The sequence below is a fragment of the Thermosynechococcus sp. B3 genome (assembly GCF_030323045.1).
Classification (GTDB): Bacteria; Cyanobacteriota; Cyanobacteriia; order Thermosynechococcales; family Thermosynechococcaceae; genus Thermosynechococcus.
Map to the genome: position 1 here is coordinate 35,529 of NZ_CP097584.1, position 13,509 is coordinate 49,037.

Genomic DNA, 13,509 nt, shown 5'->3' on the forward strand with positions numbered 1-13,509 from the left:
AAGACTTGAGACGTAGGGATATTGCCTCAAGCCCAATCAAGGATTTACCGAAGGTTTCACGAAAATAGGGGACTAGTAGGCTAGACCCATGCTGCGGGTGGTTTCGGCACCCAAATAGACACGAATGCTCAAAAAGTCCGTCGGACAGGCCGTTTCGCAGCGTTTGCAGCCAACGCAATCTTCTGTGCGGGGGGAAGAGGCAATTTGACCCGCTTTGCAACCATCCCAAGGCACCATTTCCAGCACATCGGTGGGGCAGGCCCGCACACACTGGGTGCAGCCAATGCAGGTATCGTAGATTTTGACAGTGTGAGCCATGTGGTAACCGCTCCTAAAACGATCAGGATGACAGGTGGATGCCCTGCCGCCAACTCAGGAAGCCCCTAAGCTACGACAATAAGGGCAGTCTGGAGATAAATACCGAGATTTAGGATACCGCAGTGGTTGATTGCTGGGCGGGGTGGATGAGCAAACTTCAAAGAATGTAACTTTTTTGTAAAGTCTGGTAAATTTACCTACTGTGGGGTCAATCTTAGTCATTTAATCCGTGGCGCTTGCCTAGGTTGCGGAACTTGAAAGGGTTCTAGGGATTCCAAGTACAGTGTAGTCGGATGCGTTGTGTGTGGTGGTCAATGTCTTGGAAGTGGTTGCCCCTTGCTGTGTGTAGTGCAGGCCTACTGCTGGTGCCTGTGCCTTCACCTCATTCCTTGGCTCAAACTTCCCCGCGCACAGATGCGATCGCTCCGTGGGAGATCATGAACTATGCCCGCGTGGTTCTGGAAATTGAACCCATTCGTCAAAAATACTACCGTCAAGCTCAGGTGGCTTTCCAAGGTCAAGTGCCCCGCAATTCTTGCTTTGGCATGAATCCCCAAAATATCCCCAGTGGCTTGGAGACCATCTGTGCTAACTATGTGCGTGAGGCAATGCAGGTGCTGAGGAAATATAATATGTCTTTAGAGCAATTCAATGCGATTACACTGCGAGCACAGCAGGACAGCGCCTTGAGTCAGCGTATTCAGGCCGAGATGGTGCGATTGCAGCGACCTTGAACCCATGAAACCCACTCAACCAACTCTAAGTATTATTACTGCGACCTATAATGCTGAGGGACACCTGCCACGGTTGATTGCGTCGTTGATTGCTCAAACCGATCAAGACTTTGAGTGGGTCGTTGCCGATGGCGGCTCTACAGATCGCACTTTAGAGCTAATAGAAGCAGCAACAGCTGAACTCAAGGCAGTCGTTGTCGACTCGCGACCCGACTTTGGGATCTATGATGCCCTCAACCGTGCTATTCGCCTAGCCTCAGGAGACTATTATCTGGTGATGGGTGCAGATGACGAGCTCTTTCCTGAGGCAGTTGCCCAATACAAGATCGCTTGCGAGGAAACAGAGGCGGATTTTGTTACTGCTAACTATTACATAGGAGAGCGTGACATAGCGTCTGTTTGGCAGCCAACATGGGAATGGTTGAAGGGCATGCAGGCTCACGTAACTGGTCATGCTGTTGGCTTGGCAATTCGACGCACATTACATCAAAGGGTTGGTCAATACTCTCGCCATTTTCCTCTCCTAGCGGATCAGCTTTTTGTTATGCAAGCAATTCGTGCAGGGGCAAGGGTTGCTAGGAGAGATTTTATTGCTGGGCGTTTCCATCCCCATGGAACCAGTGGTAGCGATCTTTTGGGATCGATTGTTGAGCTGTATCGGGTTCAAGTTCGTTTAGGACACTCCCTCCTTGTCCAAACCTTGCTACTCTTTTATCGGATTATCAGATGTTGGCCCCGCATTCAACAACAGAGATCAAAATTTCTGTGGTAATTCCTTTGTATAACAAAGCTAGGCATATTGCTCATACGCTGAGGAGCGTTTTGCAGCAAACCAGCCCAGCAGCTGAGATTCTTGTGGTTGATGATGGGTCAACTGATGCTAGCGCTGAAATTGTTCGCGGCTTTTTGGATCAGGGTGTGCGTTTGATTCAACAGCCAAACCAAGGGGTGAGCGCCGCCCGTAATCGCGGATTACAGGAAGCCAGTTATCCCTACGTCGCATTTTTAGATGCTGATGATGAGTGGCTGCCCGAGCACTTGAGTACTCTTCAAGCATTAATCACGGAGTTTCCGCAAGCCGCTTTGTGGAGTACATTTTGTCTAATTCGGCAACATGGGGACTACTATTTGCCGCCAAGCGGGTTGCCATACGGCTGGCGAGGCATGGTGGAGCGGTTCTTTGAAGCCCATGCCCAAGGACTAAGCATTGTTAATTCCTCAACTGCTTGTGTTTGCAAGGAGGCGCTACTTTCTGTTGGGGGCTTCCCCGTGGGTGTCAAACTAAATGAGGACTACATCGCTTGGTGGCACTTGGGGTACCAATACCCTGTGGCTCATGCAGCAATAGTTACTGTTATCTATAACCAAGATGCAGAGAATCGCTGCAGTAAACTCCCTCAAGCTGCACTCCCTGCTTCATTACCCTTTTTAGTAGAGTTGTTACACTCTCAGCAAACTCCTTACCACCACCGCCGAGGGATTAAGGCCTGTTTTCGCCGAATTGCCATAGCCACATTGATAAACACCAAAATTAATGCAGAGATATTGGATACGAAAACTCTTCTTCGCCTCACATGGCGCAGTGGGTGCTATGAGTTGCTCCTAATCCTTCTTGTCCTTTATTTGTGTCCCAGAAGTTTTCTTGGGTTCCTTAAGCATAGACGCCATCGGCAACAGCGACAGCAGGCTAAGGATCTGTTAGGCTGAGATAGCATTAAATAAATAAGCAACCCAGCTTTAACAAAACCGATAAATAAAGGCACGGCAGAGCAAGAACAAAATGGTGTTACTGCTCCTAAACTTGCTGCTAAAATATGCCGCTTAATTTGCGTTTTCCCTCTAAATAAACTCTAACTTTTTCAGGTTCTAAGGTGGCAAAGGGCGGAGTTCCCCGCCCATTCAGCTAAAAATTGCGAACCTTAGCTACAGCCACAGCCTGTATGGCCACAGCCACCGCTTTCTTTGCAGGTACCGTTGGCACAGGCTTCGGAGCAGTAGGGTTTGCCCTCAACCATGATGGCCTCGCTGAGGGAGACAATGCAGAGGCAGTGGGGGCAGGCACATTTCATTTGGGTAACGGTTGTCATGGCTTTTTCTCCAAATGGGTGACACAAGGGAGGTATGCTTCACCTCTCCTTTAATATATCTGAACAGTTGTTCAAACGTCAATTAGTTAGCACCTGATCAACGCCTATGATGGAAGTATGAATACTAAAATTTTTGCTCCTTCTCATCCTCATCATCCAGAGGCTTTGGCACGAGCCAGCGATCGCCTGCTCTCTACAGAAAAAGCCCAACGGATGGCGCAATTTTTTGGCCTGCTAGCCGATGCCAACCGACTGCGGATTGTAGCCTTGCTCGCCCAAGGGGAGTTTTGTGTTGGCGATATTGCCGTGGCACTGGAAATGAGCGAGTCTGCCGTCTCCCACCAATTGCGGATGCTTAAGGCCATGCGACTGGTCAAGTTTCGTCGCCAAGGGCGGCATATCTTTTATCAATTGCTAGATCACCATGTCCTCGCTCTTTATGAGGCGGTCGCAGAACACTTAGATGAAGACGCATCAGACACTTCAGGGAGTGGGAACGGGGCAAGATGAGGGTGAGGCAATTCCTGAACCAGCGGGGGCAGCTTCTAAAATTTGGGTTGTGGTTAGTGTTGTAAACGTAGCATAGGTGCAGCCCGTAAATGCTTTCAATTCTGAACGCTCAGGGGTGGCTTGGAATTCAGCATAGTTACTATTCGCAGCGGTGATTGCGTAATTATAGTCGGGCGTATCACTAAAGCCGATTTGTAAACTTGCAATGTCAGTGGTGAATGTGGGATTGGCCAAACGGTAGGCCTGTTGCGCACGGTTGACCGCACCAACGTTTGTTTTGGCTTGGGATTCGCGGGCTTTTGTAGCCTGATTTAACATGGAGGGGAGGGCGATCGCGGCCAAAATCGCAATAATAATGACAACGACGAGCAGTTCAATCAGGGTAAAGCCTTTCGAGAGGATGAGCGATCGGTAGAACCAAGGCAAATTAAGACGGTAAGGAGACATAGGGCAGCTCTCGGGTTAGACTCGTCTTCACTCTCAAGTGTTCCCACGGGTCTCTGTAAAATTACAGGCAGCTCCCCTATAGCCCCAGTAGTTTTTTCTTGGCCGCTTGGAACTCCGCTTCTGAGAGTAGTCCCTGCTGATACATGGTCATCAGTTGTTGCAGTTGCTCTAAGCCAGAGGAACTCGCCGAAGCACTGGTTTCAGGTGTTGGTTCGGGTTGGGATGGAGGTGGTTCAGGAGCAGGGAACGTTGGTGTGGGGCTAGGGGCTGGTGTGCCTTGAGCCAATTGATAGGTTTGGATCACCTCTTGGAGAATGGCGGCTTCTCGCTTATATTCAAGGCTGTCGCGTCCCCCAGCTTTGTGGAGTTCTTCCTCGCGTCGCTTCAAGTAGTTCAGTAGATGCTCATAGAGGGCTTGCTTTTGTTCTGGGGTTTCGGCTGCTTTGAGAATAACGGTCACTTGGCGCTGAATTTCCTCTAAGTCGGGACGGCAGGCCAACACCTCTAGGACTTGGGTCACCTCCTCCCAGTTGGCGGCAATGTCCACATCTTCAAGACCAACGGCGGTATGGCGGGTGTAGCGGATGGTGGCTTCGCGGGTGGCGCGGTTTTCTGCTTGTTTGAGGACATCAAGGGCGCGAGCAATCACCACCAGTTTTAGAATTTGGGGGTTTTCTGGAAAGACATCCCAGAAGGGGGGATCCTTTTGCAGATGTACGGGGATGGGCAAATCGCGGTTTTCTCCCCGCAGGCGGGCGCGTTTGGCGGTAATCATTTGGCCTCGCCAATCTTGGTAGGACTGGCGCAGTTCGGGCATGCCCTCAATACAGCGTAGGGAAAAGCCCCCCATCTCTTGGACAAAGACAATGCGGTGGCGTTCGCGATCGCCCAAGGGCTTAATGTCATCACTGGTAATGCTCTGGCCATTCGGTTTGACGAGGTTCTTGAGCAGGGGAATCAGTTTTTTGGCAGCCAAATCGGTAGTATTTTCACCGCCAACAATGGCGATATTGGTATTCACTGAAGGAGTAAAGCCAGCATCACGACCACTCATGACCGCTTGGGAGAGCAATAGCAGTGGCTTTGATTTTTGGTAAGCCATGCGCAGGGCATTGAGGATCTCCGCTTCATCATTGCGATAGAACTGCAACAGGCGATCGCAGGCGGTGAGATCCCGCACAAGGCGGCTCTCTTCTGGGGCATTTTGCACGGTGCGCCGTACGGTTTCTTGGATAATCTCCCGCAGGTCACTTTCTTGGACATCCGCTAGTTGTGCCAAATCCAATAGGCGCATCACTTCATTGGCGGCGCGGGTTTCCTTCCAGAGGGGACTCGCCTCCTGCAACACCGTTGCTGCCGTTGTGGTACAGAGTTGGTTTAGACCAATGGCAAATGTGGACTGCACCCCGGTATTGGCACCCGCATAGCGTTCCACCAAGTCTTGATAGAGGCCATTGAGTTCTTGGCGATCGTAAAGCTTCACCCCATTGATTCGCAGGGCATCGGCACTATCCGCTTGACTATCGGCCATCGCCTTGAAACTATCCCGTAAATTGAGGAGCCGCTGGTTGAGCTTGGCAAGACGTGCCTCCATCCCTTGCAGCCATTCCTCTAGTTTGTCCATCACCTCCTTGGCCAGAAAGCGGGCTTTAGCTTGAATGATGGCATTGAAACTGCCCTCAATGCCTTCTAGAGCCTGCTGGCAGAATTCCTCCATTTTCGCTTGCTTGGAGATGCCAAAGAGAGTGCTAAAGTGCTGGATATCCTGCAGGGCATTTTCGTATTGCCGCTGACGATTGGTGATATTGGGTTGCCAAGTTTGCTGAATTTCGCGGTCATATTTTTCCTTCTGACTGACAAAAATTTGGCGAATTTGCAGCAGAAAGGCATTGGCAAACTTGGGTCCGCGATTGCGATCTTCAACAATGCGGTAGAACTCCTCCTCAAGACTTTGGCGAGCCTGCTGGATAATTTGATTGCGGTTGTCGTACATGCGCTGCAAAAAGTCACCGTGGAGACGCTCATCGGGGCTAAGTTCGCGCAAGTGGGCAGCACGGTAATTGTCCACCTGTTCACTCAGCCAAGGCACAAATTGCAAAATTTTGCCTCTTTCGGCACCAATCATGCCCCCTACCCCCTGTTGGGTACATTCAAGGCGGTTTTCACGGCTAATTTGATTGCGTAGATCATTCACCCAGCGGGAAATTTCCTGCATGTAGGGGCGATCGCCCGCTGCTGCTAAGGCCAGTACCAAATCCACATCCAGCAAGTTCATGGGTTTCAGGAGACTCTGGGTCACCTCTAAAAGCTGGGGTGGCAATTGCACCGATTCGTTCAGCCACCAGTGAATAAAGTCTTGGCAAAGGCGATAGGTCAAGGAGGCGCGAATTTGGGCAATGGGAATTTCGACACTGGAGAGGCCAAAGGCCATAAAGCTCTTGGGATAGCCCCGCCCCCCGGCATCCTGAGAGGCCCAAGCCGCCTTAATGTTGTCGCGAATCGAGCGTTTGTGGGGCGCAAAGTCAGAAGTGAGATCCAAAAAGATATTTTGGGCAATCATCTCACGGATCTCATCGAGCTTGAATTCATTCTCGCCATTTTTAGTGCCCACGAGGTAGGTAAAGTCAAAGGGAGGACAGTTGTAGCGCACTTCGTCGCTGAGGCTGCTACTAAATTGCGCCACGTACTCGGTGCGGTAGTCGGCAAAGTAACTGAGTTCCATGAGGGCGGCATAGCCATTGGCCAGCACGCGATCGCCGACACTAATGGCTGCAAAGGCATTGGGCATGGGCACAATTGCCGTGACGAGAGGACTCGACTGCCCCTTGAGCCAATGGCGCACACAATAGCCCAAGTCAATGAGCATACCGCTACCGGTGCCCCCAGAGAGGGAACCTGTAATAAAGACATTGAGGCTACTATTGTTGACCTTGAGGCCATAGCGGCTTTGCATATAACTTTCGTGGCCTTTAACGCGATCGCTGGCCGCTTGGAACTTTTGTTGAATCGCATGGTAGTTGCAAAAGAAGGCAAACCGACCACAGGCACGGATTTGACCTGCCCCAGCCTCTAGGGCGGTAATGTTGCGCTCCAGTTCCTTGGGAAACCAAGAGGCAATCCACGGGTAGTTGTCGAGGTTTTGAATGATTTGCTGCACGTTTTTGCCACTGACACTGGCCCAGTGCTTTTCGTTGTCCTTGAGGGGAGAGCCAGCGGCGAGGGGATTGGTCACTTTGTAGTCGCGATCGGTGTCAATGGCGAGGAAGCTAATCACGGGAAACTGCTTCAGGCTGCCGTAGGTTTCTTCCACCAGTCGCCGCACCCGCGATAGCACCTCAATGCCTGTACCTCCCACGCCAACAATTACTGTCGGAACAATCGACTTTTCCTCCACCTGTGCAGGCATGATTCCCGTCTCCGTGACCAGTCATCCCCATCCTAGCAAGGATGTCCGCCAAGTCTGGAGTGGCCTGTCCATGAATACCATCCCTCAGGAGAGCAGAGGACCGTGGTAGTAGGAGACTCATTGACTGGGAACTGGTGCGAATCCTCTCACGGCAGTACCCTGTGGATTTCGGGGCTGGTTCATTCCCCGATCGGCAGCAGGGAGCAGCAGCAGTTGCCAAAATTTGAGGCGCCTTCACGATAGATTGAAAAATGTTTGCGCCCTGAGTATTGTCATGACAGCTTCTTCTTCCGTTTCGACAACAACTGCCCCTTCCCTAACACCGGTGGCGGTACCCCGCCGGGATCTGACTGTGCCGCTGTGGTTAGCGCTGGCGATCGCTGCCGTTGCTACGGTGATCCTTTACATTTTCTTTTTGCCCCTTCAGGGCACCTACCTTGGCCAACTGCTCCTCAATCGTGGCTGGACGCAACCCGTGGCTGTCTTTTTTGCGTGGACAGTTTTGGTGTTTACGATTTTGAAGGCGATCGCCCTCGTTCAACAAGCACCCAGCCTGCGGCAAATCTGGATTCCCGCCAACTACCCCTTCACCTCGATGCGGGATATTTTGCAACTGCAGCAAACCCTTGCCCAACGGCGGACGCTGCTGCCCAATCGCTGTGCCCGTGTTTTAGGCGCGTTTCTCAGCAGTGGCCAGCGAGAGATTGCTGTTGAAGCCGCCGCAGAAGAGAGTGGCAGTGCCGCAGCCGCCACCGATGCCTCCTATACAATTCCCCGTGTCCTCGTGTGGGCGATTCCCCTGCTGGGCTTTATTGGTACGGTTGTGGGCATTAGCCAAGCGGTCAGTGGCTTTTCCAGCTTTTTGGAGACGGCTCAGGACGTGAACCAAATCAAGGAGGGGATTGGCGGTGTAACGACGGGGCTAGCAGTGGCCTTTGATACGACCCTCGTGGCCTTAGTGCTGAGTGTGCTGGTGATGATTCCGATGGTGATCGTTGAACGCTGGGAGAATAAGCTGCTGCTGCAAATTGACACCTACATTAACGATCAACTGCTGCCTCGCCTCCCCGTTACGCATACGTCCGCAGGGGTAGATCGCAACACTCTCCAAGAAGTGATTCAGGAAACAATTCGCACGGAGCTGCCCACGCAGGAACGGCTGCAACAACTCTTGGACAACTTAAATCAACTGGCCCGTGCCGTGGTCAGGGATCGGCAGCAATTTGTGGCCACACTGGAGGAGCGCCAGCAACAGTCCATTGAGCAGTTTGAGCGCCTCGTGACCCAGATTCAGCACAGCCAAGGGGAACTACTGGCGCACGTCAATCGGGAACAGACCGCCATTGCCCAAGAACTGCGGCAACAGAGTCAGTACATTGCTCAACTCTTGGCCGAGAGCGATCGCACCCTGCAACAGCGGTTACAACTGTTAGAAACCCTCAACCAAGCCCTGCAAGCCCTCGCCGATACGGGTAATCTGCAACTGCTCCTCGATAGCCTCAACCACACGCTGGGGAATCTGCAACCGGTGCTACGGCAACTGGCACAACCTCGACGGGTAACGCTAGTGGAGCAGCCGAGTTCCTTGGATGGGGGCGATCGCCCGATTTAGAGGTTAGACCGCGAGGAACCGCTGAATCACCTCTTGACTGAGATCACGGGTGGGGCCAGAGGCAACAATGCCCCCTTTTGCATGGCATAGTACCAGTCTGCCTCACGGACAAAGTGGAGGTGCTGCTCCACTAGGAGGACAGAAATGCCTCGGACGGCAATAATGCGACGAACTGCCGCCTCAATCTCAAAGATAATCGAGGGTTGAATTCCCTCGGTGGGTTCATCCAATAGGAGAAGCTTGGGTTCGCCCATTAGGGCGCGGGCGATCGCCAACTGTTGCTGCTGCCCGCCGCTGAGATCTCCGCCCATGGGGTGGAACCTGAGCCATACACCAAAAATTTCGGTCGTCCGAGTCCAAATTGTTGAGCAGTGGGGGCTTGCTGTCTCGTAATAAGCAATAATCCCCCATAGGTTCAGAGGACGTTATTGGCGCAAACTGTATCCTAGGCTACAAGGTTTCAGCGATCGCTCCCCACGGCTAATTACCTTTTGTAAAAAAGTGTATTGACTGCTACGCAACTTCAACCCGGTGGCCACTGCATGGCTCGCCCGCCCAACAGGTGCAGGTGCAGATGATAGACGGTTTGACCGCCATCGGGGCCATTGTTAATGACAATCCGATAGCCATTGGTTAAACCCTCTGCCTCAGCAATGCGTTTCGCCGTCAGCAGCAGGTGCCCCAGCACACGGTGATCTTCCGGTTCTGCCAAGCTGAGTTGGGGAATCGGCTTTTTGGGGATGACCAGAATATGCACGGGGGCTTGGGGGTTGATGTCACGAAAGGCCAGACACAGCTCATCCTCGTGAACAATATCCGCTGGAATCTCGCGGCGAATGATGCGGCTAAAAATGGTTTCCGTGGTCATGGTTTCACTCCTCACAGAGGTCTAATGGTTTAGGGATCCACCCAGCGGCCATCGGCTTTGATTAATTCCACAAGGGCAGCCACCCCTTCAGATTCCGGCACCTTTTTCACTTCCTCACGACCGCGATAGAGCGAGATGTAGCCAGGTTGTTTGCCCACATAGCCATAGTCGGCGTCGGCCATTTCCCCTGGCCCATTGACAATGCAGCCCATGACAGCAATATTCAGACCCGTGAGGTGTTTGGTGGCTTCGCGGACTTTGTGCAGGACTTCCTCAAGGTTAAAGAGCGTGCGCCCACAGGAGGGACAGGCCACATACTCCACCATGGTTCGCCGCAGACCCAAGGCTTGTAAAATGCCGTAGCAGACAGGAATTTCTTTTTCGGGGGCTTCGGTGAGGGAGACACGAATCGTATCGCCAATACCTTCGGCAAGGAGGGTGGCAATGCCAGCAGTGGATTTGATGCGGCCATACTCGCCATCGCCGGCTTCAGTGACTCCCAAGTGGAGGGGGTAGTCCATGCCCAGTTCGTCCATGCGCTTGACCATAAGGCGGTTGGCGGCAATCATCACGGGTACCCGTGAGGCCTTGAGGGAAATTTCAAGATTGTAGAAATTCAAAGACTCGCAGATGCGGATAAATTCTAGAGCCGATTCCACCATGCCTTCTGGGGTGTCCCCATACGTAAAGAGCATCCGCTCAGCAAGAGAACCGTGATTGACGCCAATGCGCATGGATTTGCCCTGATCCCGCAGCGAGATCACCAGTGGCTCAAGGGTTTCGCGAATTTTGGCACCAATTTCCTCAAACTCGGCTTGGGTGTATTCAGTGCGATCGGGCTTGGGTTTCTCAAAGACGTATAGCCCCGGATTGATGCGTACATTGTCCACATACTTGGCGACTTCGAGGGCAATTTTCATGCCGTTGTGGTGGACATCGGCAACCAAGGGCACAGGTTTGTAGGTTTTGTAGAGGCGATCGCGAATCTCTTCCATGGCTTTAGCATGGGCAAGGCTAGGCACTGTCACCCGCACAATTTCACAGCCAATTTCATGGAGACGACGAATGGCGGCTACTGAGCCTTCAATATCTAGCGTGTCTTCATTGATCATCGATTGCACCGCCACAGGATGACCGCCCCCAATGATGACAGAGCCAACGGGCACAGGACGGGTTTTGCGACGGACAATGGCGGTTTCTGTCGGAGTAGCTTGAACAGGACTCGGCAGCGTTTGCATAGGATGTAAGTGGCCAAATTGCGCAACTTCTCCCTTTCAGGATGCCATAGAAGCGGCAAGCTGCGGCAGGCGATCGCCCCCCAAGAGATTTGCTATAATTCTTTTGGAACCTAAAAAATACTCAAATGTCCCCTTCATTGTTAGCAGCAGCCTTTAACAACCCTAACGCTGTTTCTAGCACCCGAACTGCTGTCGCCGGAGGTAAGTGACGCAATTTGGCAAGAATCTCAGTCACCAGTTGTTCTTCTTCGCGGTTGGTGACATCCGTTTGGTTGAGGTAGGCGATAAAACTTTCTAAATCCTCAAAGCCAAAAACACGACACAACTTTAATAGATTTTCAGTATTTGGAAATGAGGCCATATTTTCCCATTTTTGCAAGCAGGTATAGGAGATTCCCAGCTCGGCGGCAAAGGTACGTTGACTGCGTATCCCCCGTTTTTGGCGTAGCAGCCTAGAGAGTTGTTTTCGAGAGAGTGGACTAACCATGCGGAACCTAAATAGACCCTTGGAAAGGGCACTGCGTCTTTCAATAACTTTACATGTCAACCTCATCAATGAATACCCCCACTACCTTGTCAAAAGTTGTCGCTTGACAACCTTATTGCCCGCAATTAACATTGAATTGTTGGGCACAGATTGATAACAGCACTATGCATCCTGAGGACATTAAGGCAGAATTGCGAAAACGGGGCTGGAATGGCGCCAAAATTGGCCAAAAGCTAGGGGTTTCCCGTCACTGTGTATCGGCAGTGATTCGTGGCCGCTCCCGCTCGGCAATGATTGAGAAGGAAATAGCAACGATTCTTGAAAAGCCTCTTTACGTTGTTTTCCCTGATTACTATAGTTGTCAATCCCCCTCGGATTAATTTTTCTCTCTAATTATCTATCTTTTAGTATAGCCTAACAATTAGAAAAATTTTACTTTGACAACTAACTTTTAATTTTTCGGTGTATTCCTGAAATATTTCTTATTAGTACAACCATTCCTTTGATAGGCTCAAACGAAACAAATGAGGGGGACACTTGCTGAATATATTTGCCTTTTCCCTGAGCCGATCGCGATCGTGAATAGTAGCGGTGAAATTCTAGCAATCAACGATGGTGCCTCGCTCTTTTGGCAACAGGATGCAGAAGCCTTAATTGGTAAATCCCTCGCAGCGCTGCTCCAACAATCGCAAGATCAGGTAGAGGCATGGTTAAAGCTCTGTCAAAGCAATGCCCAGATGTTGGCTGCCCATTTTCCGATTCCCAAGCCTGAAACGGATCAGTGGGTTATTGAAGGCATTGGCGTCAATCTGGATGATGAACCTGCGATTTTGACGCGGATTGTTCCTAGCTTTTGCCACAATCAGCAGTTACTCGCTGCCCAGTTGCAACAACTACAGGCCGAACTGGCTCAGCAAATCGTCCTTGTGAGGGAATTGCAACAACGCCAACAAACCCTAGAGCAAGAAAAACAGCATTTACAGATCCTTGCAGAACGGGATCCCTTAACGGGGTTAGGTAATCGTCGTTTTCTGGATGCAGCGTTGAATCGTCTTTGGCAGGAGGCACAAGTCCAAAGCCATGCCTTGACACTAGCGTTAATTGATGTTGATGATTTCAAGGCCTATAACGATTGTTGGGGTCACTTAGCGGGCGATCGCGTGCTGCAACAGGTGGCTCAAACCCTTAAAGCCCATCTGCGCTCCAACGATATCATTGCTCGCTACGGCGGTGAGGAGTTTGCCCTTGTGCTCTCCCATGTTTCTGCTGATACGGCTCTACACATTGTTGAACGAATACTCCATCATGTTCGAGAGATGAAAATCCCCCAAGGGGAGAGGGCGCACCATCCCTACATAACCGTCAGTGCTGGGTTATGCTTTGTTCCTGCCAAGGCAAGTGAGGGCACCTTAACGGAGATTTTTGCCATTGCTGATGCCGCCCTTTATCAGGCCAAGCAACAGGGGCGCGATCGCTGTATTCTGCTTGAGTGGTCACAAAATGTGTCTTCTAATTCTCAGTGCTGCGATACTGGTTGGCGATCGCCCCCGCCTCCGCTAGGATAAACTTGAGTTGCGTTTCCGCCAATGGCTATGAATACTGCACCGAACTACTTTATTGCCAGCCAAATGACGATTGAGCCGCAAATTATCGTGGCACAAAAATTCAAAGACACGTTGGGGGAAGACGTTTCTAAGGCGTGGGCAAACTTTGTCGATTCGGGTCAACTGTGGGCACTGATCATTGGTCTGGCCATTGGCTGGATCTTTGGCAAGCTCCTGAATTTTTAGCCCTGAGAATCG

General features: G+C 51.4%; 15 protein-coding genes and 2 pseudogenes. 8 read left to right on the forward strand and 9 right to left on the reverse strand.

All coding sequences use genetic code 11. The features are described from left to right. Positions 1-72 precede the first annotated feature (72 nt). The gene (gene psaC / locus M0646_RS00160; RefSeq protein WP_011056855.1) at positions 73-318 is read right to left on the reverse strand and encodes a photosystem I iron-sulfur center protein PsaC; all 246 of its coding nucleotides are present in this window, start codon (positions 316-318) and stop codon (positions 73-75) included. A gap of 314 nt (positions 319-632) precedes the next feature. Here psaC and M0646_RS00165 point away from each other — a divergent pair, with 314 nt between their 5' ends. From M0646_RS00165 to M0646_RS00175, 3 genes are read left to right on the forward strand one after another with little or no spacing between them, the layout of a single operon-like run. After that, on the forward strand, positions 633-1,052 hold the full coding sequence (locus tag M0646_RS00165; RefSeq protein ID WP_206200556.1) for a DUF4168 domain-containing protein: 420 nt from the start codon (positions 633-635) through the stop codon (positions 1,050-1,052). A 4-nt stretch (positions 1,053-1,056) separates the two neighbouring features. Continuing rightward, entirely contained in the window at positions 1,057-1,824 is a 768-nt protein-coding gene (locus tag M0646_RS00170; protein WP_286626071.1) for a glycosyltransferase, read from the forward strand. Continuing rightward, the gene (locus tag M0646_RS00175) at positions 1,779-2,759 is read left to right on the forward strand and encodes a glycosyltransferase family A protein (RefSeq protein ID WP_286626072.1); all 981 of its coding nucleotides are present in this window, start codon (positions 1,779-1,781) and stop codon (positions 2,757-2,759) included. The genes M0646_RS00170 and M0646_RS00175 overlap by 46 nt, the downstream gene beginning before the upstream one ends. A gap of 20 nt (positions 2,760-2,779) precedes the next feature. On the opposite strand, the pseudogene M0646_RS13095 reads toward M0646_RS00175, so the two are convergent. Further along, positions 2,780-2,916 (reverse strand): annotated as a pseudogene (locus M0646_RS13095) (permease); the annotation flags it as partial. A gap of 55 nt (positions 2,917-2,971) precedes the next feature. Beyond that, positions 2,972-3,139, reverse strand: a complete 168-nt coding sequence (locus tag M0646_RS00180; protein WP_206200560.1) for a metallothionein — start codon at positions 3,137-3,139, stop codon at positions 2,972-2,974. A 117-nt stretch (positions 3,140-3,256) separates the two neighbouring features. Here M0646_RS00180 and M0646_RS00185 point away from each other — a divergent pair, with 117 nt between their 5' ends. Next, a complete protein-coding gene (locus M0646_RS00185) occupies positions 3,257-3,649 on the forward strand; it encodes a helix-turn-helix transcriptional regulator (protein WP_286626074.1) in 393 nt (130 codons plus the stop codon). Here M0646_RS00185 and M0646_RS00190 read toward each other — a convergent pair. Both M0646_RS00190 and M0646_RS00195 read right to left on the reverse strand, forming a co-directional pair. Further along, on the reverse strand, positions 3,623-4,096 hold the full coding sequence (locus M0646_RS00190) for a type IV pilin-like G/H family protein (protein ID WP_286649746.1): 474 nt from the start codon (positions 4,094-4,096) through the stop codon (positions 3,623-3,625). The two genes, M0646_RS00185 and M0646_RS00190, sit on opposite strands and share 27 nt — an antisense overlap. 76 nt (positions 4,097-4,172) lie before the next feature. After that, a complete protein-coding gene (locus M0646_RS00195; protein ID WP_286649747.1) occupies positions 4,173-7,502 on the reverse strand; it encodes a tubulin-like doman-containing protein in 3,330 nt (1,109 codons plus the stop codon). 274 nt (positions 7,503-7,776) lie between these two features. Between M0646_RS00195 and M0646_RS00200 the strand changes: the two genes are divergently transcribed. Next, a complete protein-coding gene (locus tag M0646_RS00200) occupies positions 7,777-9,114 on the forward strand; it encodes a MotA/TolQ/ExbB proton channel family protein (protein WP_286649748.1) in 1,338 nt (445 codons plus the stop codon). Between the two features lie 3 nt (positions 9,115-9,117). Here M0646_RS00200 and M0646_RS00205 read toward each other — a convergent pair. The 4 genes and pseudogenes from M0646_RS00205 to M0646_RS00220 all read right to left on the reverse strand — a co-directional run. Beyond that, positions 9,118-9,425: pseudogene (locus M0646_RS00205) on the reverse strand (ATP-binding cassette domain-containing protein); the annotation flags it as partial. 212 nt (positions 9,426-9,637) lie between these two features. Further along, complete coding sequence (locus M0646_RS00210; protein ID WP_149817064.1) at positions 9,638-9,982, reverse strand: histidine triad nucleotide-binding protein; 345 nt, start codon at positions 9,980-9,982, stop codon at positions 9,638-9,640. 29 nt (positions 9,983-10,011) lie between these two features. Continuing rightward, a complete protein-coding gene (gene ispG / locus M0646_RS00215; protein ID WP_149817066.1) occupies positions 10,012-11,220 on the reverse strand; it encodes a (E)-4-hydroxy-3-methylbut-2-enyl-diphosphate synthase in 1,209 nt (402 codons plus the stop codon). Between the two features lie 121 nt (positions 11,221-11,341). After that, positions 11,342-11,707: a helix-turn-helix domain-containing protein gene (locus M0646_RS00220; protein ID WP_286649749.1), complete on the reverse strand. Its 366-nt coding sequence runs from the start codon at positions 11,705-11,707 to the stop codon at positions 11,342-11,344. Between the two features lie 164 nt (positions 11,708-11,871). On the opposite strand from M0646_RS00220, the gene M0646_RS00225 reads away from it, so the two are divergent. The 3 genes from M0646_RS00225 to M0646_RS00235 all read left to right on the forward strand — a co-directional run bounded on the left by M0646_RS00225 (position 11,872) and on the right by M0646_RS00235 (position 13,497). Then, the gene (locus M0646_RS00225; protein ID WP_149817070.1) at positions 11,872-12,087 is read left to right on the forward strand and encodes a helix-turn-helix domain-containing protein; all 216 of its coding nucleotides are present in this window, start codon (positions 11,872-11,874) and stop codon (positions 12,085-12,087) included. A gap of 144 nt (positions 12,088-12,231) precedes the next feature. Beyond that, positions 12,232-13,272 carry a GGDEF domain-containing protein gene (locus tag M0646_RS00230; RefSeq protein ID WP_286649750.1) on the forward strand — a complete coding sequence of 347 codons (1,041 nt, stop codon included), beginning with the start codon at positions 12,232-12,234 and terminating at the stop codon, positions 13,270-13,272. Between the two features lie 27 nt (positions 13,273-13,299). Then, positions 13,300-13,497 carry a hypothetical protein gene (locus M0646_RS00235; protein WP_225901602.1) on the forward strand — a complete coding sequence of 66 codons (198 nt, stop codon included), beginning with the start codon at positions 13,300-13,302 and terminating at the stop codon, positions 13,495-13,497. Positions 13,498-13,509: the final 12 nt, after the last annotated feature.

Excerpts from the sequence above, each read along its gene's own strand:
- psaC (WP_011056855.1), bottom strand. The coding sequence starts at position 318 with ATGGCTCACACTGTCAAAATCTACGATACCTGCATTGGCTGCACCCAG.
- M0646_RS00165 (WP_206200556.1), top strand. The coding sequence starts at position 633 with ATGTCTTGGAAGTGGTTGCCCCTTGCTGTGTGTAGTGCAGGCCTACTG.
- M0646_RS00170 (WP_286626071.1), top strand. The coding sequence starts at position 1,057 with ATGAAACCCACTCAACCAACTCTAAGTATTATTACTGCGACCTATAAT.
- M0646_RS00175 (WP_286626072.1), top strand. The coding sequence starts at position 1,779 with ATGTTGGCCCCGCATTCAACAACAGAGATCAAAATTTCTGTGGTAATT.
- M0646_RS00180 (WP_206200560.1), bottom strand. The coding sequence starts at position 3,139 with ATGACAACCGTTACCCAAATGAAATGTGCCTGCCCCCACTGCCTCTGC.
- M0646_RS00185 (WP_286626074.1), top strand. The coding sequence starts at position 3,257 with ATGAATACTAAAATTTTTGCTCCTTCTCATCCTCATCATCCAGAGGCT.
- M0646_RS00190 (WP_286649746.1), bottom strand. The coding sequence starts at position 4,096 with ATGTCTCCTTACCGTCTTAATTTGCCTTGGTTCTACCGATCGCTCATC.
- M0646_RS00195 (WP_286649747.1), bottom strand. The coding sequence starts at position 7,502 with ATGCCTGCACAGGTGGAGGAAAAGTCGATTGTTCCGACAGTAATTGTT.
- M0646_RS00200 (WP_286649748.1), top strand. The coding sequence starts at position 7,777 with ATGACAGCTTCTTCTTCCGTTTCGACAACAACTGCCCCTTCCCTAACA.
- M0646_RS00210 (WP_149817064.1), bottom strand. The coding sequence starts at position 9,982 with ATGACCACGGAAACCATTTTTAGCCGCATCATTCGCCGCGAGATTCCA.
- ispG (WP_149817066.1), bottom strand. The coding sequence starts at position 11,220 with ATGCAAACGCTGCCGAGTCCTGTTCAAGCTACTCCGACAGAAACCGCC.
- M0646_RS00220 (WP_286649749.1), bottom strand. The coding sequence starts at position 11,707 with ATGGTTAGTCCACTCTCTCGAAAACAACTCTCTAGGCTGCTACGCCAA.
- M0646_RS00225 (WP_149817070.1), top strand. The coding sequence starts at position 11,872 with ATGCATCCTGAGGACATTAAGGCAGAATTGCGAAAACGGGGCTGGAAT.
- M0646_RS00230 (WP_286649750.1), top strand. The coding sequence starts at position 12,232 with ATGAGGGGGACACTTGCTGAATATATTTGCCTTTTCCCTGAGCCGATC.
- M0646_RS00235 (WP_225901602.1), top strand. The coding sequence starts at position 13,300 with ATGAATACTGCACCGAACTACTTTATTGCCAGCCAAATGACGATTGAG.